The 20,268-nt window shown below is 67.5% G+C and carries 23 protein-coding genes; 5 read left to right on the plus strand and 18 right to left on the minus strand.

Translation table 11 applies throughout. The annotated features are described in order from the left end of the window. Positions 1 to 319: 319 nt before the first annotated feature. From QNJ67_00905 to QNJ67_00935, 7 genes are all read right to left on the minus strand, one after another. A complete protein-coding gene (locus QNJ67_00905) occupies positions 320 to 889 on the minus strand; it encodes a hypothetical protein (GenBank protein ID MDJ0607508.1) in 570 nt (189 codons plus the stop codon). Continuing rightward, entirely contained in the window at positions 873 to 2,006 is a 1,134-nt protein-coding gene (locus QNJ67_00910; GenBank protein ID MDJ0607509.1) for an iron-containing alcohol dehydrogenase, read from the minus strand. Before QNJ67_00910 ends, QNJ67_00905 begins: the two co-directional genes overlap by 17 nt. A 128-nt stretch (positions 2,007 to 2,134) precedes the next feature. After that, a complete protein-coding gene (locus QNJ67_00915) occupies positions 2,135 to 3,109 on the minus strand; it encodes an ABC transporter substrate binding protein (protein ID MDJ0607510.1) in 975 nt (324 codons plus the stop codon). A 236-nt stretch (positions 3,110 to 3,345) separates the two neighbouring features. Continuing rightward, on the minus strand, positions 3,346 to 4,248 hold the full coding sequence (locus QNJ67_00920) for a DNA-formamidopyrimidine glycosylase family protein (protein MDJ0607511.1): 903 nt from the start codon (positions 4,246 to 4,248) through the stop codon (positions 3,346 to 3,348). A 73-nt stretch (positions 4,249 to 4,321) separates the two neighbouring features. Beyond that, positions 4,322 to 4,546 (minus strand): hypothetical protein, encoded by a 225-nt coding sequence (locus tag QNJ67_00925; GenBank protein ID MDJ0607512.1) that lies wholly within the window; start codon positions 4,544 to 4,546, stop codon positions 4,322 to 4,324. Between the two features lie 98 nt (positions 4,547 to 4,644). Continuing rightward, entirely contained in the window at positions 4,645 to 5,028 is a 384-nt protein-coding gene (locus tag QNJ67_00930; GenBank protein MDJ0607513.1) for a cupin domain-containing protein, read from the minus strand. A gap of 31 nt (positions 5,029 to 5,059) precedes the next feature. Then, positions 5,060 to 6,637 (minus strand): trimethylamine methyltransferase family protein, encoded by a 1,578-nt coding sequence (locus QNJ67_00935; protein ID MDJ0607514.1) that lies wholly within the window; start codon positions 6,635 to 6,637, stop codon positions 5,060 to 5,062. 116 nt (positions 6,638 to 6,753) lie between these two features. On the opposite strand from QNJ67_00935, the gene QNJ67_00940 reads away from it, so the two are divergent. Next, the gene (locus QNJ67_00940) at positions 6,754 to 7,629 is read left to right on the plus strand and encodes a LysR substrate-binding domain-containing protein (protein MDJ0607515.1); all 876 of its coding nucleotides are present in this window, start codon (positions 6,754 to 6,756) and stop codon (positions 7,627 to 7,629) included. A 25-nt stretch (positions 7,630 to 7,654) separates the two neighbouring features. On the opposite strand, the gene QNJ67_00945 is transcribed toward QNJ67_00940, so the two are convergent. Continuing rightward, positions 7,655 to 9,031, minus strand: a complete 1,377-nt coding sequence (locus tag QNJ67_00945; GenBank protein MDJ0607516.1) for a PLP-dependent aminotransferase family protein — start codon at positions 9,029 to 9,031, stop codon at positions 7,655 to 7,657. A 90-nt stretch (positions 9,032 to 9,121) separates the two neighbouring features. On the opposite strand from QNJ67_00945, the gene QNJ67_00950 reads away from it, so the two are divergent. Next, complete coding sequence (locus QNJ67_00950; protein MDJ0607517.1) at positions 9,122 to 9,889, plus strand: pyridoxine 5'-phosphate synthase; 768 nt, start codon at positions 9,122 to 9,124, stop codon at positions 9,887 to 9,889. Between the two features lie 22 nt (positions 9,890 to 9,911). Here QNJ67_00950 and QNJ67_00955 read toward each other — a convergent pair whose 3' ends face one another. The 3 genes from QNJ67_00955 to QNJ67_00965 form a co-directional block, all read right to left on the minus strand. Further along, positions 9,912 to 10,301 carry a YggT family protein gene (locus QNJ67_00955; GenBank protein ID MDJ0607518.1) on the minus strand — a complete coding sequence of 130 codons (390 nt, stop codon included), beginning with the start codon at positions 10,299 to 10,301 and terminating at the stop codon, positions 9,912 to 9,914. A gap of 71 nt (positions 10,302 to 10,372) precedes the next feature. Beyond that, positions 10,373 to 12,196 (minus strand): cation acetate symporter, encoded by a 1,824-nt coding sequence (locus tag QNJ67_00960; protein MDJ0607519.1) that lies wholly within the window; start codon positions 12,194 to 12,196, stop codon positions 10,373 to 10,375. 15 nt (positions 12,197 to 12,211) lie between these two features. After that, positions 12,212 to 12,475, minus strand: a complete 264-nt coding sequence (locus tag QNJ67_00965; GenBank protein MDJ0607520.1) for a DUF4212 domain-containing protein — start codon at positions 12,473 to 12,475, stop codon at positions 12,212 to 12,214. A gap of 197 nt (positions 12,476 to 12,672) precedes the next feature. Here QNJ67_00965 and QNJ67_00970 point away from each other — a divergent pair, with 197 nt between their 5' ends. Both QNJ67_00970 and QNJ67_00975 read left to right on the plus strand, forming a co-directional pair. After that, a complete protein-coding gene (locus tag QNJ67_00970) occupies positions 12,673 to 13,359 on the plus strand; it encodes a hypothetical protein (GenBank protein MDJ0607521.1) in 687 nt (228 codons plus the stop codon). A 12-nt stretch (positions 13,360 to 13,371) separates the two neighbouring features. Continuing rightward, positions 13,372 to 14,823, plus strand: a complete 1,452-nt coding sequence (locus tag QNJ67_00975) for a putative nucleotidyltransferase substrate binding domain-containing protein (GenBank protein ID MDJ0607522.1) — start codon at positions 13,372 to 13,374, stop codon at positions 14,821 to 14,823. Between the two features lie 173 nt (positions 14,824 to 14,996). Here QNJ67_00975 and QNJ67_00980 read toward each other — a convergent pair whose 3' ends face one another. Genes QNJ67_00980 through QNJ67_01005 form a run of 6 tightly spaced genes read right to left on the minus strand, consistent with a single transcriptional unit; the run spans position 14,997 to position 18,700 of the window. Then, a complete protein-coding gene (locus QNJ67_00980; GenBank protein MDJ0607523.1) occupies positions 14,997 to 15,986 on the minus strand; it encodes a quinone oxidoreductase in 990 nt (329 codons plus the stop codon). Positions 15,987 to 16,009: 23 nt separating this feature from the next. Continuing rightward, entirely contained in the window at positions 16,010 to 16,669 is a 660-nt protein-coding gene (locus QNJ67_00985; protein MDJ0607524.1) for a DsbA family oxidoreductase, read from the minus strand. A 52-nt stretch (positions 16,670 to 16,721) separates the two neighbouring features. After that, positions 16,722 to 17,525 carry an SDR family oxidoreductase gene (locus tag QNJ67_00990; GenBank protein ID MDJ0607525.1) on the minus strand — a complete coding sequence of 268 codons (804 nt, stop codon included), beginning with the start codon at positions 17,523 to 17,525 and terminating at the stop codon, positions 16,722 to 16,724. 26 nt (positions 17,526 to 17,551) lie between these two features. Further along, a complete protein-coding gene (locus QNJ67_00995; protein MDJ0607526.1) occupies positions 17,552 to 17,848 on the minus strand; it encodes a putative quinol monooxygenase in 297 nt (98 codons plus the stop codon). A 17-nt stretch (positions 17,849 to 17,865) separates the two neighbouring features. Then, positions 17,866 to 18,585 carry a glutathione binding-like protein gene (locus tag QNJ67_01000; GenBank protein MDJ0607527.1) on the minus strand — a complete coding sequence of 240 codons (720 nt, stop codon included), beginning with the start codon at positions 18,583 to 18,585 and terminating at the stop codon, positions 17,866 to 17,868. Beyond that, positions 18,572 to 18,700: a hypothetical protein gene (locus QNJ67_01005; GenBank protein ID MDJ0607528.1), complete on the minus strand. Its 129-nt coding sequence runs from the start codon at positions 18,698 to 18,700 to the stop codon at positions 18,572 to 18,574. Before QNJ67_01005 ends, QNJ67_01000 begins: the two co-directional genes overlap by 14 nt. 124 nt (positions 18,701 to 18,824) lie before the next feature. Between QNJ67_01005 and QNJ67_01010 the strand changes: the two genes are divergently transcribed. Continuing rightward, complete coding sequence (locus QNJ67_01010; protein MDJ0607529.1) at positions 18,825 to 19,211, plus strand: helix-turn-helix domain-containing protein; 387 nt, start codon at positions 18,825 to 18,827, stop codon at positions 19,209 to 19,211. A 13-nt stretch (positions 19,212 to 19,224) separates the two neighbouring features. Here QNJ67_01010 and QNJ67_01015 read toward each other — a convergent pair whose 3' ends face one another. Continuing rightward, positions 19,225 to 20,088 carry a LysR family transcriptional regulator gene (locus QNJ67_01015; protein ID MDJ0607530.1) on the minus strand — a complete coding sequence of 288 codons (864 nt, stop codon included), beginning with the start codon at positions 20,086 to 20,088 and terminating at the stop codon, positions 19,225 to 19,227. Between the last annotated feature and the right edge of the window lie 180 nt (positions 20,089 to 20,268).

A 20,268-nucleotide genomic window follows, 5' to 3' on the forward strand; every position in this document is an offset into this window, starting at 1 on the left:
GCCTTCCGCGACGCCGCCCCGGCGCAAATGCGCCCCGTCCCGAAGGGATCCGGCGAAATCGGCCCGCTGCCGCGTTGCTTGTCGTCGAATATGCTCGGCATGTCCTTCCTCCTCGCGCCTAACAGCAGGCCGATTTCACTCGGACCAGGAGCGCGCCCTGAATGTCAACAGGCCTAGAGCGGATCATGTTTAGATGGAACCACTACGTGGTTTCCAACTAAACATGAGAATCCCCTCTACACTTAAGGTTTAGAGCAGATTCACCGGGTTGATGGATCGCCCGTGGCGATTCCATCAAACCCGGATCTGCTCTAGGCATTCAGCGCCGCGTTGCCGTGACCTTCTGGCGCTCGCCCAGATTGATGAAGCTCAGTTCAAGCGTGCGCGCGGTGCAGCTGTAGAGGTAGTTCTGCTCCTTGCCGCGCTCGTCGCCGGCCGCCGGGACCACCACGGTCGGCATGGGGACGCGCCGGCCCGACAGCTCGATCTGATTGCTCAGCCTGATCTTGCCGCGCACGCCGTAGGTGCAGAGCTCGCCGTCCCGCGCGACGCAGACCCGGCCGACGGGCGAGCCGGTGATCCTGCTTTCCAGGCGCAGGCCGGCCTTCGCCGTCGCCTGGCTGTCGAGCGCGATGCGCAGGTGAAACAGCCGGTCCTGCCGAACCACCAGTTCGACCTGCCCGTCGGTCGACTGGACCGTCAGACCGAGGAAAGTGGCCGCGGTCTCGCGCCAATGGGGATGGACCGTGTCGGCGGGCAGCAGCCAGTCGCCGACCAGGCAGGGATCGAAGTCCGCCCGGCAGCCACAGGGCCCCTCCTCGGCCCGGGCGGGCAGGGCCGCCGCCGCGGTCAGCGCGGCGAAGACCGCCGCCTCAGCCCATCGCCGCATGGAACAGCCCGACGTAGTCCTCCACGCCGGCCTCGCGCGGGTTCGTGGCGTTGCAGTGGTCGTTCACCGCCTGGGTTGCCAGGCCGGGGATCATGTCTTCCTCGACGCCCATCTCGCGCAGCCCCTCGGGGATGCCGAGGCGCGCGTTCTGCGCCCGGACCGCCGCGATCAGATCCGCGCCGGCCCCGAGGCCCATGGCCGCCGCCAGAGTCTCGTACTTGTCGCCGACGTGGTCCTTGTTGAAGTTCAGCACCGCCGGCGTGACCACGGCGTTCAGCGTGCCGTGGTGCAGGGTCAGGCCGGGCAGGGCGCCCAGCGGATGGGACATGGCGTGGATCGCGCCGAGGCCCTTCTGGAAGGCCATGGCCCCTTCCATCGAGGCCATCATCATTTGCCAGCGGGCTTCCCGGTCGTCGCCCCGCTCGACGGCGCGCCCGATGTGGGCCGAGGCGCGCCTTAGGCCGTCCAGCGCGATCGCCCCGGCCGGCGGGTTCACCACTGGCGACAGGAAGGTCTCGGTGCAGTGGGCGATCGCGTCTAGGCCGGTCGCCGCGGTCAGGCCCGGCGGCAGGTTAAGGGTCAGCTCGGGGTCGCAGAGCGCGAGGCTCGGGATCATGTGCGGGCTGACCACGCCCAGCTTGCGCCCGTCGTCCATGATCATGACCGCGCCGCGCCCGACCTCGCTGCCGGTGCCGGCCGTGGTCGGGATCGCGATCAGCGGCGGCATGGCGGGTGTGATCCGCGCCACCCCGCCCTCAATCATGGCGTAGCGCGCCAGCGGCCCCTCGTGGCTCGAGAGCAGGCGGACCGCCTTGGCGAGGTCGAGCGGCGAGCCGCCGCCCAGACCGATCACGCCGTCGCAGTCGCCGGCGCGGTAGAGCGCCAGCGCCGCGCGCGCCGCGGCCTCGGTCGGGTTCTCCGGCGTGCCGTCGAACAGCGTCAGGGGCAGCCTCTTGGGCAGCACGCCCCGAACTTGCTCGGCGAGCCCGCAGGCGACCAGCCCCGGGTCGGTCACCATGAGCGGGCGCTTGACACCCAGCGCCGCGAGCTCGTCGCCGAGCCGCCCGACTGCGCCGAAGTCGAACTCGATGCGGGTCAGGTAGGAGATGGTCGCCATGCCGGTCGGGCCCCCTTCGTGTCGGGTTCCGGACAGCCTGCCGCATTTTGGCATGGCGGCCAAAGAGAAACCGCGCCCCGGGCGTTCGCCCGGGGCGCGGTCCTCCGGCATTCCTGCGACGCGGGGCGTCAGTTGATGACGCGGCTCGCGCGCGACAGCATTTCCGGCGGGACTTCCACGCCAAGGCGGTTGGCGATCGCCGAGTTGACCATCATCTCGCCGCGCTGGTTGCGCGCGATGGGGATGCGGTTCGGCGAGTCCCCGTCGAGGATGCGCAGGGCCGCTTCCGCCGCCCATTCGCCCTGCTCCGTGGCGTCCTTGCTGTAGGAAACCATGACGAAGGGCGCCATCCAGGGCTGGACCGAGCCGCTCGGGATGCGGCTGTTCTCCTGCACGAAGGCCACGGCCTCGGCGTCGTTCCAGCCTTCGATGCCGGCGTTGTTGTACATGAAGAGGATGTCGACCTTGTTCTGCAGGTCGAGATAGGCCTGCTTCCACTCCTCGAAGGTGTCCACGTAGACGTCCTCCTGGAAGTAGATATTCAGCAGCTGGCCGTACTTCTGGACCACCTTTCGGTTGGTCTCGCTGTTGGTGCCCAGCGAGCCGAGCCGGGTGCCGTTCGAGAACCGGCGCAGGATATCGAAGAGGTGGTCCGGCGCCTCGACCTCGACCATGCCGGTCACGTTGGACGCCGGATAGCCGTAGCCCGAGGCATCCCAGTTGACCCCGGCGAAGACGACCGGCAGGTCGCTGCCGCGGAAGTAGGGCACGATCAGGTACTTCTGGGCGTTGTCGTCCGCGGCGATGACCACGTCGGGCTTCATCCGATCGATCACCTGCTTCGCGCGCAGGCCGGCCCGCTTCTTGAAGTCCTCGCCCTTGTTGTTCTTGGTGTCCATCCGGTGGACGTGGAGCTCGACGTCGTGGCTGGCGAGCACGCGGACGATACCGGTCGTGATGCCGTCGCTCCAGGCGTAGCCCTTGTGGTAAGAATCGATGAAGAGAACGCGTTTCTTGCCGAAGTTGCCGCCCTGCCAGAGGTAGAACCCGCCGGCGGCCAGGACGATCGGGATCAGCAGTCCCAAGAGTATCTTCTTGCCCATGGTCGTCTCCTTCGCCCCCTTGGATGGATGCCTTCTGCAGCCTCCAGAAAGCCTTTACCGAGCCCAGGCTTGGTCTAGGACGATAGGGTTAAGAATGTGTTTTAGAGGCCGTTTGCGCGCTTTTTGACGCGGATTCGGGCTATTTTGGCCGGAATCTGCGTATTCAACGTTGATTTTGGCGGTTGCGGATCGCGCCTGAGTGAGGATCGCTCGAGGAGGCGCGCGGGGCCTCCGCCCTAGTCTCCGTCCTTCAGCCGTTCCAGGTCCTCGATCCGGCGCGGCCAGTCTTTCTTGAGCAGGCGGGAGAGGCCGCGGTCGGCCAGCACCTGGCCGCCGGTCTGGCAGCGCGGGCAGTAATTGGTCTCGTTTTCGGCATAGCGGATGCGCTGGATCGCCGTGCCGCAGGCGGGGCAGGGCTTGCCGTAGCGGCCGTGGGCCGCCATGCCCTCGCGGAAGGCCGTGACCTTCTCGGGGAAGGCCTCGCCGTAGTGCTCGCTGAGACGCCGGCACCAGTCCGCCAGCGTGTCGCGGGTCGCGTCGAACAGGCGCCGGGTCTCCTCGGGCGTCAGCTTTCCGGTCACGGCGACCGGCGAGAGCCCGGCGCGGTGGAGGATCTCGTCGGAATAAGCGTTGCCGATGCCGCTGAAGGCGCGCGGATCGGTCAGCGCCCGCTTGACGGTGTGGTTCTCGCGGGTGAGCGCCGCCGCGAAGCCCGCGAGATCGGTCTCGAAGACCTCCAGGCCGCCGGAGTCGTGCTCCGCCAGGGCCGCCTCGCCCTTGACCAGGTGCAGCGAGGCGCGGCGCTTGGTGCCCGCCTCGGTCAGGGTCAGGCTGCCGTGATCGAAATCGAAGGCGGCGAGCCCCTGCTTGCCGGGCAGGGCGGCGCCTGGCTTCTGCCAGTGCAGCCGCCCGGCGATCATCAGGTGCAGGACCAGCCAGAGCTCGCCCTCGAGACCGACGGCGATCCGCTTGCCGAGACGGCGCAGAGCCGTAACCTGGCGGCCTTCCGCGCTCTTGATCGGCGGGTCGACCGAGCGCAGCAGGAAGGGGCTGGCGAGGCGGACGCTCTCCAGGCGCCGGTTCAGGATCCGCGCCTCCAGCGCCTCGATGTAGACCGTGATGTCCGGCAGCTCCGGCATGGCGGGCCAAAGCTTGGCACGGGCGATCGGTCCGGCTCAAGCGATCGGACTGATGCGGGCCTCGGGCTCGCGGTCAGGGCGCAGGGGCGACGTAGCCCGCCGGGCTCTCGGCCACGGCCATGAAGTCCGTTGTCATGCCGCTCTCGGTGATGAAGTCCTCGCCCGTGACCAGGCGGCTCGCCGGGTGCGGCCGTTCGTGGCTTAGCCACTGTCCCAGCGCCGGCACGCCGACGCCGGCCAGCAGCGCAAGCAGCAGCAGGCTGCGGAAGAGCCCTCCGCCTCGCCTTTCGTTGTGCATCTCACCCTCCCCAAGAAGCCACATAAGGAGGGATAGCGGAGGCGGCCCCGCCGGGCTGTGTGAATTGCCACAGGGCGGAGCGACAGTTGTTCCGGGCGTCAGCCCTGGTAGGCCTCGTGGGTCAGAACGACGTAGAGCTTGCGCACCGGCTCCTTGACGTCCCAGGTGCATTTGCAGCCGCGCGGCATCATGAAGCTGTCGCCGGCCTTGTAGGTCTCCACGCCGCCCTCGTCGTCGATCACGTCGATATGCCCCTGGAGCAGGTAGACGAACTCGTCGTAGGGCGCGGCCTCGATTACGTGGCAGTTGGGCTCGCACTCCCAGACCCCGGCGTCGAGCTGGCCGGTCTGATCGGCGTAGTAGCTGAGGCCCCGCTCCTTGGGGTCGCCGGACTGCAACGTCTCGGGCGGGATGTAGTCGGTTGGCTCCAGGCCGGGGACGGGGGCGCCGGTCGGCAGGCGGATGCACTTGGCTTGGCTCATGTCTCTCTCCCTTCGCTCAAGATCTCTGCGGTTAGTGCCACTGGTCAGGCGTGGCGGCTTTCTCTCGCGCCATGAAATCCAGAAGCGCCTCGTCGATTGCCGGATCGAGCGGCGGCGCCTCGTAGGCCGCCAGCATTTCCCGCCAGCGCCGGTGGGCGCGCCGCTCCAGGTCCTGCCGGCCGGCCTCGTCCCACTGCTCGTAGGAGGCCGTGTCGGCCAGCGCGGAGTCGAAGTTGGCGGCCTCGAAGTTGGCCAGGGTGTGCGCGCTGCCGAGATAGTTGCCGCCGGGACCGGCCTCCCGATAGGCCTCGGCGGCCAGCGCGTTGTCGTCGAGGGTCAGACCCTCCAGCATGCGCAGCATCATCCCGCAGTGGTCCAGGTCCATGACGAACTTCTCGTAGCCCATGGTAAGCCCACCCTCGAGCCAGCCCGCGGCGTGGAACAGGAAGTTGGACCCGGCCAGGACGCCGGCCATCATGCTCGCCACCGATTCCTGCATGGCCTGTCCGTCGGCGACCTTGGAGGCGGTCAGGTGGCCGCCGCACCTGAGCGGCAGGCCGAGCCGGCGGCAGAGCTGGGCGATGGCGAAGGTCGAGAGGCTGGCCTCGGGCGTGCCGAATGTGGGCGCCCCGGTCTTCAGGTTCATGGTGGTGAGGAAGCTGCCGTAGACCACCGGCGCGCCCCGGCGCACCAGCTGGCTGAGGGCGATCCCCGCCATGGCCTCGGCGTGGGATTGCGCCAGCAACGCCGGTTGGGTCACCGGGCCCATGGCGCCGCCCAGAATGAAGGGCGAGACCACCACGCTCTGGTTAGCCGCGGCGTAGGCGCGGAGCGCGCCCGACATGGTCTCGTCGAAGACCAGGGGCGAGTTGACGTTGATGTTGCCCTGGATGACGCAGTGGTCTTCCAGGTAGTCCTCGCCGAAGACCAGGCGCGCCATGGCGATGGAGTCCTCGGCCCGCGCCGGCGCGGTCACGGCGCCCATGAAGGGCTTGGTCGAGTAGCGCAGGTGGGCGTAGACCATGTCGAGGTGGCGCTTGTTGACCGGGATGTCGACCGGCTCGCAGACCGTGCCGCCCGAATGGTTCAGCCAGGGCGTGGCGTAGGCCAGCTTCACGAAGTTGCGGAAGTCCTGGAGGGTGGCGTAGCGGCGGCCGCCCTCCAGGTCGGTGACGAAGGGCGGGCCGTAGGCCGGCATGAGCACGATGTGGTCGCCGCCCAGGGTGATCGCCGAGGCGGGATCGCGGCCCTCCATGCGGAAGCTCCGCGGCGCGGTGGCGCAGAGGGCGCGGGCCTGCCCGCTCTCGAAGCGCACCCGCTCGCCCTTGACCGTGGCGCCGGCCGCCTTGAAGAGGCCTAAAGCCTCGGCGTCGCCGCGGAACTCGACGCCGATCTCCTTGAGGATCCAGTCGGCCTGGGCCTCCAGGCGCGCGAGGCCCTCCTCGTCGAGCAGCTCGAAGGTCGGCACCCGGCGGCGGAAGCGCGCGGGCGGCGGAAAGCTGTTGCGGTCGCCGCGGCGGGCAACGCGGGCGGCGCGTCCACCGGCGCGGCGGCCGGGCGGGGCCGAGGGTGTCGCCGTCTGCTCGATCCCGGAAACTTCTGTGACCAAGACTTCTTTACTCCAGACCGCGCGTTCCCCTGACACACTTAGGAAATCACCGAACGTTGCCGCCGCGCAAACCAAATGATTTGCACGCTACGTTCAAGAAACCTAAACACGGGAGTATGCGCTTCCGGTCCTTCGACAGCCTGCGCCTCTTCGACGTGGTCGCCGGCCATCTCAGCTTCACCGCGGCCGCCTCGGAGCTGAACCTGACCAAGGGGGCGGTCAGCTACCAGATCGCCCGCCTCGAGGACGAGCTCGGCTTCCCGCTCTTCACCCGCGGCAACCGGGGCATCGCGCTGACCGAGAAGGGCCAGCGCCTGTGGCATGCGTCGCGGATCGCCTTCCGCGACCTCGACCGGGAGATCGCCGCCCTGCGCGAGGCGGCGCCCGAGCGGATCACCATCGGCACCTCGACCTACTTCGCCTCGCGCTGGCTCTCGCCGCGGCTCATGACCTTCCTCGCCGACCACCCGGGCGTCGGCCTGCGGCTCCAGCCGCTGGTCGACCTCTTCGACCTGCGCAGCCACCACATCGACCTGGCGATCCGCTGGGGGCGCGGCGACTGGACCGACATGGAGATCGAGCCGCTTTTCGCCTGCCCGGCCTTTCCCACGGCGGGCGCCGCGATCCACCGCCGGGCCGGGGAGGGTGGGCTCGAGGCCCTGCTAACTGGCGTGCCCCTGCTGCAGGACCGCGACGGCAGCGAGGCCTGGCGCGACTGGCACGAGGTCGCCGGCCTCTCCTACCGCCCGGGGCGCGACGAGCTGGTGATCCCCGACCCCAACGTGCGGGTTCAAGCGGTGATCGACGGCCAGGGCGTGGCGCTGAACGACGCCCTGGTGCAGGAGGAAATGGCGGCCGGCCGCCTCTACCGAATCTCACCGGTCGAGCTCTCGAACTACGGCTATTTCCTGGCCTACCCCAAGGGCGCGCTCAACATCCCCGGACTCAAGGCCTTCCGCGACTGGATTGTGGCCGAGGCGGGCGCGGCCTGAATGCGCTCGATGCGCTCCGCCTGCCCTACATCCTAAAGCCCGCTGGTCCCGGGCCGGCCTGGGCCAGGGTCACCAGCTTGCCGAGGGCGTCGAGCAGGATCTCTTCGGGGATCTTGGGCAGGCAGACGCGCACCGCGGCCGGCGCGCGGCTGGGATCGATGGCGAAGTCCTCGGCCGGGGCGACCAGGACGTTGCGTTCGGCGGCCTCGCCGGCGAACTCCGTGCCGGTCCAGGGCCGCGCCAGCGGGATCCAGAGGTGGCCGTTGTGGGGCTCGGCGCGGTAGGGCAGGCCGGCCAGGCCACGCGCGGCGATGTCGCCCAGGTCCCGGGTCACCTGGTCGCGCTGCGCGGCCAGGGCGGCGGCCGTGCCGTCCTCGATCCAGCGGCAGGCGAGCTCCGCCATCAGCGGCGGCGCCATCCACGACGTGGTCTGGGTGACCGCGACCAGGTCCGGATAAAGCCCCCGGGGGCAGGCGATCGAGCCGACCCGGAGCCCCGGCGCGACGGTCTTGGAAAGGCTGGAGATGTAGACCGTGGCCTCGGGGTAGAGTTCCGCGAAGGCGGGCAGGGGGGCTGCCGTGGCGCGTGGGTAGACGTCGTCCTCGATGATCCGGACGCCGTGTCGGGCCGCGGTCTCGGCGATGGCCCGCCGGCGCTCGAGGCTCAGCGTCGCGGTCGTCGGGTTGTGCACGTTGGGCATGCAGAACAGCACCCGCGCGCCCTCGGCGCAGGCGGCGGCGAAGTCGTCCGGCAACAAGCCGTCGTCGTCGACCGCGACCGGGCGCAGCGCGAGCCCGAAGAGCCGCGCCAGGTTCTTGATCCCGGGATAGGTCAGGGCCTCGACCATCAGGGTGTCGCCGGCCCGGGCGAGCGCGCCGAGCGCGATGGTCAGCGCCTGCTGGGCGCCGCTGGTCACGATCAGGTGCTCGGGGTCGGCGTCGTAGCCGCGCGCCTTGATCCATTGGGCCAGGGCCTCGCGGTGGCGCGGCTGGCCCTGGGAGAAGCCGTAGTCGAGCAGGCCGTCGAGGTCGCCGTCGCGGGCCAACTCCTGGAGCGATCGCCGCAGCGTGCTGCCGAGCGGGATGTCGACCGGCTCGTTCCGGCTGAGATCGACCGCCCCGTCGCGCTCCGGGGCGTTTTCGGCGGCGGGCGCCCGCTGGTCGCGGACATAGGTGCCGCGCCCCAGCTCGCGGACGATCAGGCCCTTCTTCTCGGCCAGCTCATAGGCCCGGTAGACCGTACCGACGGTGATCGAGAGCTCGTCGGCCAGGGCCCGCATGGTCGGCAGGCGGGTGCCGGGCGCCAGTTTTGCGCTGCGGATGTCCTCGGCGAGACGCTCGGCGATCGCCCGATAGATCGGGCCCTCGCTCTGTTCGAGGCCGGGACGCCAGATTGTATCCATAACAATAAAGCTGTTGACGGCGATAGCTGGAGAAACGTTATGATATCAGAGCTAAACACGCAAGAATTGTTTTGGTAACAATTGACCGCCATGACCAAGCTTAGCGTCAATCTGAACAAGGTCGCCCTGTTGCGCAACCAGCGGGATATCGGCTATCCCTCGGTGGTCGAGGCCGCTCACCTGGTGATCGGCGCCGGGGCGCACGGCATCACGGTACACCCCCGCCCGGACGAGCGGCATATCCGCCGCAGCGACGCCCGCGAACTCTCGGCTATGCTGGCGCGCGACTACGGCCGGCGGGTCGAATACAACATCGAGGGCAACCCGACGCCGGATTTCCTCGACCTGATCGAGGAACTGCGGCCGACCCAGGTGACCCTGGTGCCCGACGACCCGCACCAGCGGACCTCGGACCACGGCTGGGACATGGCCCGGGACGAGGGCTTCCTGACCGAGGTGGTGGCGGGCATCCAGGCACTGGGCTGCCGGGTCTCGCTGTTCCTCGACCCGGAGCCGGGCGCGATCGCCGCCGTGGCGCGCAGCGGCGCTGACCGAATCGAGCTTTACACCGAGCCCTACGCCATTGCCCACGGCGGCCCGGACCAGGCGCGGGTGCTGGCCGACTACCGCGCGACCTCGGAGGTCGCCCGGGAGCGGGGCATCGCGGTCAACGCGGGCCACGACCTGAACCTGGAGAACCTGCCGGACCTGATCGCCGGCATTCCCTGGATCGCCGAGGTCTCGATCGGCCACGCGATCACCGCCGATGCGCTGCGTTTCGGCTTCCCGGCCGCAGTCGGGCACTACCTGCGCGCCCTCGACGCTGTGCCGCTCGGGTCGGTGCCGGCCTACGCCTGAACGCCCGCAGCGTTCGCCTGGCTCAGGGGTCCGTACGCAGGAAGACGTCGTAGAGCATCCGCGCGACCTCGCCTTCCAGCGGGAAGGACAGCATGCCCATGACCGAGTAGCCGAGCAGCCAGGGCATCAGGTAGAAGCGGATCATAAAGAAGAACCAGGCGACGAAGAGCGGAACGAACTGCGGGATCAGGAAGCCCGGCGTGACCGGCTTGAAAACCCTGAGCAGCGGGTCGGTCGACTTCACGAAGAAGCGCATGAAGAAGAAGTCGGAATCTTCGGGCAGGAAGATGTTCATGGCGAAGCGCCCGATCAGCGTCCACATGACGATGCCGAGCACGTAGTCCAGCACGATCACCCAGAGCGGAAAGGCGGAAAGGAACTGGATGCTGGTTTCCAGGTCGCTGCTTTCCATCGGGAAACTCCAGGAAAGGTGAGGGGGGCAGAGCCTGGGCTCTACCCCCCTCGGTCACGAAACAGTCAGTCTTAGTGTTGCCCGATGATCGTCTCGCCGCTCGGGATCCGAACCTCGTCCACCATGGCCTGAGTCTCGGCGTCGGGCGCCTCGGTGGCCAGGCTGACCACGATCATCGCAATCAGGCTGACCGGCATTCCGACAATGCCGAAGCGCAGGTGGTCGAGACCGAGAATCGGATCGCCGCCCGCGAAATGGACATAGTAGAGGTAGGCGGTACCGGCGAGAAATCCGAACACCATGCCGGCGATCGCGCCTTGCCTATTGGCTCGCTTCCACCAGATGCCGAGCACCAAGGGGAAGAAGAGACCTGAGCAGGCGAAGCAGAAGGCCCAGGCCACAGCGCCGAGGATGCCGGTCAACTGTAGCGAGGCGATCAGGGCCGCTGCCACGCCGATCACGACCAGGAGGATCCGCGCAACGACGAGGCGGGTCTTGGTCTCGGCCTTCGGGTCGATGATCTTGTAGTAGAGATCATGGCTGAGCGCGTTGGCGATCGCCAGCAGCAGGCCGTCGGCGGTCGACATGGCGGCCGCCATGCCGCCGGCCGCGACCAGGCCGGAGATCACGTAGGGCAGGCCGGCGATTTCCGGCGTGGCCAGCACGACGATATCGGGCCTCATGAAGAACTCGTTCAACTGAACGATCCCGTCGCCGTTCTGGTCCGCCACCGCGAGCATGCCCACGGATGCCCAGTTCTGCACCCACTCCAGGGCCATCACGTCGGAGACCGCCTTGCCGACCACTGCCGTCGCCAGATTGGGATCGAGCAGCTGCAGCTTGGTCAGGGTCGCCAGCGCCGGCGCCGTGAAGTAGAGCAGGAAGATGAAGAACAGCGACCAGCCGACCGACTTCCGCGCCGCCCGCACCGAAGGCGTGGTGAAATAGCGCATCAGGATGTGCGGCAGCGAGGCCGTGCCCGCCATCATGCAGAAGGCCAGGGTGACGAACTGCCAGGACTGGAAGCCGCCCTGCGGATCGAAGTGCGGCGTGGTCAACACCTTCAGCTTGCCGACCGCCTCGGCCGCGGGTGCCAAGCCGAACTGCCCTTCGAGTTCGGCGATGCGCTGCGCGGCCTCGCCGTAGCCGAAGTGCGGTATGATGCCGAAGCCCTGGACGTTGGACATCCAGATGACCGGCACCAGATAGGCGATGATCAGCACGATGTACTGGGCCACCTGGGTCCAGGTCACACCGCGCATGCCGCCCAGCATGGAGCAGAGCAGGATGCCCAGCAGGCCGAACCAGACGCCGACACCGAAGGGGATGTCGAGCGCGCGGGCGGCGATCGTGCCGGTGGCGTTGATCTGCGCCGTAACGTAGGTGAAGGACGCCACCACGAGGACGACCACGGCCAGGAAGCGGGCCGTGTTCCCGCCGTAGCGGGTGCCGATGAAGTCGGGCACCGTGTAGCAGCCGAACTTCCTGAGGTAGGGCGCCATCAGCGAGTTGACCAGCACGTAGCCGCCGGTCCAGCCGACAACGAAGCCCAGGTAGGGATAGCCGCCGAAGTAGATGCCGCCGGCCAGCGCCACGAAGGACGCGCCGGACATCCAGTCCGCCGCCGTCGCCATACCGTTGTAGAGTGCCGGCACCTCGCGGCCCGCAACATAGTAGGCGTCGACCTGCATGGTGCGCGACAGGAAGCCGATCACCGCGTAGATCGTGATGGTGAACAGCAGAAACAGGATGCCGATGGTCCGAGCGCCGAAACCGAACTGCTCGAGCACGGCCATCAGGCCGAAGAAGGCGAGAAAACCCAGGGTATAGAGGCTGTAGATCTTACCCAGGTTTTGCGTAAAGCTTGAACCGCCTCCGCTTGTTTGAACTGACATGATCCCCCCTCCGTACTATTGGCCAGAGCCTTCGTATTCGTCGTCGATCGCGTCCTGCCTGAGGTTCTGGAACCAGATCAAGACGACGAAAACGAACAGCGATCCCTGCACCACGATGTAATAGCCTAGCGGAAAGCCGAGGAACGAAAAGCTATCGAGCGCTTGCGCGTTCCACGGTAAGACAAAGGCGAATATCGCCCAGACTGCCAGCACGAAATACGTCAGATTTCTGGTCTTTTTCCAATGACGTTCCCGTCTGGCGGACTCTTGTTCAGACATGGGTCCTTGCTCCCCTGTTCACATAGACTGGTCAAGTTTTTCGGTTAGACTTCTGCCACGTGTCAAGAGAATTGGCAAATGGTACCGAGGTAAGCTTTAGGAAATCCAAGGAGATCGCCTCTCAATCGCAGCATGCACCGCGGCGGCTCCGAACGGGCCGGCAAGCGCGAAATCCAATACTGGGTAGCCAAACTCCAATGTCATTCAACCTCGACAGTCTGATCCAAACCTTTCGTGCCGTGGTCAAGGCCCTGACCTTTCGGCGCGACACCAGCCCGCTGGCCAGCAGTGCGGATATCGAGCGTTTCGTCGCCACCCGCGCCGCCTTCATCGCCCAGAAGTCCCTTTACGGCTACCTCAAGACCAGAATCGGAACGCGCTACCCGCGGGTCTTCGACGATCCCGTCTATGTCCGCTCGATGAACATCGCCAAGTTCCACGTCTTCGACGCCTGCCTTTCCGATCTCGCCGTCTACGCCGCCGCCACCGCGCTCGAGGGGCCGTCGATTCCCGACGAGGACCGCCGCGCGCTCGCGCTGCGCTGCTACCATCGCGGGATCGAGGACAATCTGGCGGAGGCGCCACCCGAATACTCCGCTGAACTTGGCCGGCAGGACTTCCTTGCCCGGTTGAACCGGACCGACTGGGCGGGCCGCGCCCTGCACCGCGACAATTTCAGCGAGAGTCCGGCCGCCCTGATTCGCTGGGCGCCGATCGCCGACCGGCTAAAGAGGGAGGATTCGGAAATCGTGCGGAATTCGATCAAATTCGCCTGGCGCGACATCCGGGAGCAGTTTCGAAAGCGCCTGGTGTCGGAAAGCGTCCTCGACGACTGCGCGGGCAGGACCTCGACGTCGCCGGCCATCGTCGGCCGTCCCGGCTAGGGCCGCCACACCGTGCAGCCCCGCACCAAGATCTTCGCGCACCTGGTCCGCGACTACATGCGGAGCGACCCGGTCGTGGTCGCTCCGGAGACGTCGGTGTCCGACCTCATCGAGCGGCTCTCTGCCGGGCACCGCACCTCCGCGCTGGTGGTCGACCCCGAAGGCCGGCTCGCCGGCATCATCACCGAACAGGACGTGACTCGGCGCATCGTGCTCCGCTGCAGCGGCGACGAGCCGGTCTCGGGCTTCATGTCCGCCCCGGTCAAGGCGATCGCGGCGGGCGACTACCTCTACCACGCGATCGCCCGCATGCGCACCTTCGGTTGGCGCCATATGCCGGTGGTCGACGGCGACGGCCGGCCGGTCGGGCTGATCGACCTCCACGCGGCCCTCGCGGTCGCCGCCGAGTCGACGCTGCGCGAGATCGAGTCGATCAGCCAGGACGACAGCCGCGAGGGGCTGCGCCAGGTCAAGGCCGCGCAGGTCGAGCTAGCCGAGAGCCTGTTCGCCGACCGGGTCCCGGCGCCCGAGATCCAGGCGGTCATTACCCGGATCAACCGCGATATCCACTGCCGGGTGATCGACCGGGCGCTCGCCGAGATGGCCGAGGAGGGCATGGGCTCGCCGCCCGTGCGTTTCGAGCTGCTTATCATGGGATCGGGCGGGCGCGGCGAGAACTACCTCTACCCGGACCAGGACAACGGCTTCATCCTCGACGACTATCCCGACGACGAGCACGGCCGGATCGACCCCTTCTTCATCGCGCTGGCCGAGCGCTTGACCGAATCGCTCGACGCCATCGGCTTCCCCTACTGCCTTGGCTACGTCATGGCGACCAACCCCCTGTGGCGCAAGACCCGCAGCCAGTGGCGCGCGCAGATCGGCATCTGGGGCCGGCGGGGCAGCGCCATCGCCGCTCAGCTCGGGGACATTTTCTTCGACTTCCGCGGCGCCTACCGCGACACCGGCTTCGCCGAGGAGCTGCGCGAGATCGTCACCGAGACCGCGAAGAGCTCGCCGCACTTTCTTCGGGCGCTCTACGAGGAATCGGAACGGACCAGCGTCGCCCTCGGCTGGTTCGGCCGCCTGCTCGGCGACAGGGACAAGGGCGGAAAGATCAACCTCAAGCACCGCGGCACCCTGCCGCTGGTTACGGGGCTGCGCATGCTCTCTCTGAAGCACGGCGTCGCGGCGACCTCGACGCTGCGCCGTATCGAGGCGCTCTGCCAGCTGGATGTGCTGAACCGCAACCAGGCGGACTACCTGACCGGCGCCTTCCATCACATCACCGGCCTCCTGCTTCGCCAGCAGCTGGCCGACTTCCAAGCCGGCGAGCCGGTCGGCAACTACGTTCATCCCGACCGCCTCTCGCGCCGCGAGCGCGACATGCTGATCGACGGTTTCAAGGCGATCGAGGAGCTAAGCCTCAAGGCCAAGGAGGCCCTGACCGGCCGCATCTTCTAGGGCCGGTCTGTTGAAGTTGACCCAACTTGTCATTCCCGGCCTTGAGCCGGGGATCCAGGAGTTGGTTTGGCGCTGAAGCGTCCTGAATGCATTCGAGCAGGTTTGGCGTTGCTCCAACGCCCTCGAACAACACCTGGATGCCCGGATCAAGTCCGGGCATGACAACAAGACGTTCAGGGGATCAGGACCGTCGCACCGAGGGTCTTGCCGCTCTCGATGGCCGCGTGGGCCTGAACCGCGTCGCTGAGCGGATACTCGTAGTTGATGTTGGCGTCGAGGATGCCGTCGCCGATCGCCTTGAAGAGGTCCCGCGCGGTCCACTCCAGGTCGGCCCGCTTGGCGACGTAGTGCATGATCGCCGGGCGTGTGATGAAGAGCGAGCCGCGACGGCCGAGATCCTGGATGATGTCCACCGGATCGGGCGGGCCCGAGACGTGGCCGTAGGCGGCGCAGACGCCCAGGAGCCGCAGGCAATCGAGCGAGTCCTGCAGCGTGTCCTTGCCGATCGCCTCGTAGACCACCGCCGCACCCTCGCCGTCGGTCACCTCGCGCACCTTGTTGACGAAGCTCTCCTTGCTCCGGACCACCGGATGGTGGCATCCGGCGGCGCGCGCGGCCTCGGCCTTCTCCTCGGTGCTGACGGTGCCGACGATCGTGGCGCCCAGCGCCCGGGCCCACTGGCAGAGGATCAGGCCCATGCCGCCGGCGGCCGCGTGGACCAGGATCGTGTCCCCCGGCTGCACCTTGTAGGTCCGGTGCAGCAGGTAGTGGGCCGTCATCCCCTTCATCAGCAGCGCCGCGACCGCGCGGTCGTCCAGGCCCGCAGGCAGGTGCAGCAGGTTCTCCGCCGGATAGTTCCGCATCTCTGCGTAGCTGCCGAGCGGCGGGATGCCGTAGGCGACCCGGTCGCCCGCGGTGAAGCCGTCAACGCCGTCGCCGACGCCCTCGACGACGCCAACACCCTCGAAGCCGATCACCACGGGGCAGGGCGGCACGGGCCAGGGGTGGGAGATGCCGCCCCGGTGGTAGGTGTCGGCGAAGTTGACGCCGACGGCGGTGTGGCGCAGCCGGACCTCGCCGGCGCCCGGGTCGGGCACCGGCCACTCCTCCCACCGCATGACCTCGGGCGGGCCGAGCTCGTGGATTACCTGGGCTTTCGGCATGGTTCCTCTCTGGTGCCCGCGGTTCAGGCCGCCCGTTCCGCCGCGAGCGCCTCCAGAACCCGCGTGTAGTTCTCCACGCCCTGGGCGCCGACCAGGAGATGGCGCCGGTCAAAGACCACGGCCGGCACGCCGGTGACGCCGCGCGCCGTCCAGAAGCGCTCCTCTTCGCGCACGGCGTCCGCGAAGCGGCCGTCGGCCAGGACCGCCAGGGCCTCGTCCCGGTCGAGGCCGACCCGGGCGGCGGCATCGGCCAGCACCTGCGGGTCGTTGAGGTCGCGCCGCTCGGTGAAGAAACTGCCAAACAGCGCCATCTTGAGCCGGTGCTGATGGCCCTGCGCCCCGGCCCAGTGCAGCAGCTGGTGGGCCCGGAAGGTGTTGTACATCCGCATGTCGTCGGCGTAGTTGAAGGTGAAGCCCAACTCGGCGCCGAGCGCGGTCAGGCGGGTGCGGGCGGCGCGGCTGCCTTCCGGGGTCGTGCCGTACTTGGCGGCGAGGTGTTCGCGCAGGTTCTCCCCGTCGGGCGCCATCCCCGGATTCAGCTCGAAGGGATGCCAGTGCACCTCGGCCGCGGTGCCGGTCCGGTCGAGGGCCCGCTCGAGCTGCTTGTAGCCGATGATGCACCAGGGGCAGACGACATCGGACACGATGTCGATGCGGAGCCGGGCTGTGGTCGTCTCGGGCAAGGTCGCCTCCCTGTTCGTTCTTTCCTTGATCGGGCCGCTGTCCGCTTCGGTTCTAGACTTCCTTCTTCCACAGGCCGGTCTGGTACCGCTTCACGTCCTCGACGAAGCGCTCCGGAAACACGTTGCGGAACTTGTGATGCTCCTGCGGGATCAGATCGACCATGAAGTCTATCATGTCCTGCGGATCGAGCTGCAGCTGGTCGCCGTCGAACAGCGCCTGGGCGTCGCGGATCGGCTGTTCGGCCGTGAAGTTGCTGGCCGGGTCGTACCACTGGTCCAGCGTGTCGTACATGCGGTCGTTGAAGCCGGTCCGGAAGGGTCCCGGGTTGATGGTCGCGATCTGGACGCCGGTGCCCTCCATCTCCTGCTGCATCATCTGGACGACGGCTTCGAGGGCGTGCTTCGAGGCGACGTAGGGGCCGAGGAAGGGAAAGGTCGTGAAGCCGGCGATCGAGGAAGTGAAGATGATCTTGCCCATGCCCTTCTCCGCGAAAAGCCGGGCGAAGGGTTGCGCGAACTCAAGAGTGCCGAAGACGTTCACGTCGAACTCGCGGCGTATGCGGTCGACTGGAACCTCGGCGATGGGGCCGGTTTCGCCGGTGGCCGCGTTGTTGACCAGAATGTCCAGCCGGTCCGCGTAGCGGCGGAACGCCGCTTCGTGGTCGCCCTTGTTCAGCAGGTCCAGCTTGGTGACCTCCAGTCGAAGGCCCTCTTCCTTGGCGGCCGCCATCAGCTCGCTGGCCTGGGGCCAGATCTCGACGGTGGCGATCACCGTGTGGCGATTCCGGGCCAGGCCCAGGGCGGTGCCCTTGCCCAGGCCGGAGCCCGCGCCGGTGATGAGGATGGTCTTGCTCATGGTTTGCGTCTCCCGACCTTGGTGTGTCAGATGATCTTGCTGCCCTTGTGGACCACGGGCTCGCCGTCCAGCAGGTCCTTGAACCGCTCGATGGCGGCGGCGAGGTGCGGCGTTTGCCAGTGCGCGGATTCGGCCTCGGCGTCCTGCCACTTCTCGTAGGACAGGACGACCTCGGGGCTCTTCTGATCTCGGATGAAGCCGTACTCCTGGGCGCCCGCCTCCTTGCGGGTCTCGGCGGCCAGCTTCTCGAGCACCGAGATCAGCGCATCCGCCTTCCCCGGTTTAGCCTTGAGGACCGCGATGGTGTAGACGTTCCCGCTCATTTCCCTCTCCTTTCCGTTCAATTTGCTTTCACGTCGCTAGCGAAGCGCGCGGCGTTCTCCGCGAGGAATTCGGCCTCGTCCGCCTTGCCCCAGAAGGCCGGGACGGCCTTGGGTTTCTGCAAGGCCCGTTGCACGGCCGGACGGGCGTTGATGCGGTCGAACCAGGCCTTCAGGTGGTCGAGGCCGTCGACCGAGACCCGGGCCCAGGGATAGGCGCGCGCCCAGGGATAGGTCGCGATGTCCGCGATCGAGTAGGCGTCGCCGACCAGGTAGGCGCGGCCGGCAAGACGGCTGTTCAGCACCTCGAGGAGGCGCCGGGACTCGTCCACGTAGCGCTTGATGGAGAAGGGCTCCTCGTGCCCGTTGGGCGCGGCGATACGCTGGAAGTACATCGCCTGGCCCATCATCGGGCCGATGCCTCCCATCTGGAACATGAGCCACTGCAGGGTCTCGGAGCGCAGCTTGGGATCGTCGGACAGGAAGCGGCCGTACCTCTCCGCCAGGTACCAGAGGATGGCGCCGGACTCGAAGACGACGAAGTCGTCGTTGCCGCGGTCCACGATGGTCGGGATTCGGCCGTTCGGGTTGAGCTTCATGTACCAGTCCGACTTCTGCTCCTGCTTGGCGAAGTCGATGAAGGTCAGCTCGTAGTCGACCCCGGCCTCCTCCAGGAAGATCGTCGGCTTCCAGCCGTTCATGGTGGAGGCGGTGTAGAGGTGGATGTCAGGCCGCGACATCGTCGGTCTCCTTGTCAACCGGCGGGAAATGGGCGTCGAGATGGGCAGCGGCGTACAGCCTGCCCTCGGCGAAGGGATAGGTCTGGTGGCCCTCAAAGATGTGGACCTTTCTCATGTCGGGCGCCCTCTCGTGTCTGTTCGGTTGCGGAAGTGGCCGCGATGGTCGGCCGCTGGCCAGGAGGTGATGGACCTGGGAAAGGAAATCAACTAGTTTACTTTTGGTAACCTGGAGATTTGTCATGGAAGCTCGGATCGAGAGCGATCCCAAGGGGCGAAAGACCGTCCACGAGGCCTGCGCCGAACCCTGCGCCATAGAGCGCGGCATGCGCATTCTCGGCGGCAAGTGGACCGGCTCGATCCTCTGGCACCTGAAGGACGAGCCGGTGCGCTTCAACGACCTCGCGCGCATGGTCGGCGGGGCCAGCAAGAAGATGATCACGGAACGCCTGCGCCAGCTTGAAGGGCAGGGCCTGGTCGAACGGCAGGTGCTCGACACCTCGCCCGTGGCCGTGGAGTACCGGATCACGCCCTTCGGTCGGACCGCGCTCGAGTTCCTCGACGCGCTCCGGCGCTGGTCAGAGGGCCTGCCGGAGAGCTTGTCTACGCCGGAAGCGGCCGGACGCTAGTCCGCGCCAGCCGCTAGGTCGCCTGCGGCCCGGCGGCGACGATCGCGCGCAGCTCCGCCATGGCCAGATCCAGAAGCGCGCCGTCGGTGGAGTCCTCGGTATAGGCGACATAGGTCGGCCGCTTGAAGGCCGGCGCGCCGCGCACTTTGAAGAGGCGGCGCTGCTCCAGGAAGGGCTCGGTGCTGCGCAGCGAGAGATAGGCCGCCCCGCCGTGCCGGAGGATGTGGTTGAGGGCGATGTCCTCCATGCCGACAGAAACCGCCGGCCCGTCGGTGTCCGGGAACGCTTCGCTGTAGGCACTGTTGAAGTCGAAGCCCCAGTCGACGTGGACGTAGTCGCTGCGGCCTTCGGGCGCCGTTTCCCGATCCTCGGAAGCGATCAGGACCAGGTCGTCCTCGAACAGCTTCTCGATGCGGATGCCCGGCGCGGTGCGCGGCTGATACATCACGGCGACGTCGATCGCGCCGTCGGCCAGGCGCCGGTTGAGGCCCTGGGAGAAGTCGATCTCTATGCGCAGCGCCACGGTCGGCGCCTTCGCGCGCACCTTGGACAGCCAGTCGGGGAAAAGGCGGTCGTAGACCGTGACCGAGGCGCCGATGCCCAGCACGCCGGTCACGTCGTCGGGCAGGGCGACCTCCTGCTTGGCGCGCAGCCAGGCGCGCACCGAGATCTCGGCGTGGTGGCGGAAGTGCTGCCCGGCCGGTGTCAGGGTCACGCCGTAGCGGTTGCGCGCGAACAGCCGCCGGTCGAGCTGCTCTTCGAGCACCCGGATGCGGGCGCTGACCGTCGACTGGGTGACGTTGAGGCTCTCGGCGGCGCGGTTGAAGTTTCCCGTGGCCGCGACCTCGAGGAATGTTCTGATGTGATCGATGTTCACGGCCGCACCGGCGATCCAGGTATCGAAGATTTTGATCTGAACCCGGGAACGATTCCAATTTCAAGAGATCTGTGGCATGACCGGAAAGTAAGGGTCGGCCGCCCTAGAGCAGATCCGGGTTTGACTGAATCGCAGGAGGCGATGCATCAAACCCGGTGAATCTGCTCTAAACATTGGATG

This window comes from Kiloniellales bacterium, assembly GCA_030064845.1.
In the GTDB taxonomy this organism is placed as follows: Bacteria; Pseudomonadota; Alphaproteobacteria; order Kiloniellales; family JAKSDN01; genus JASJEC01.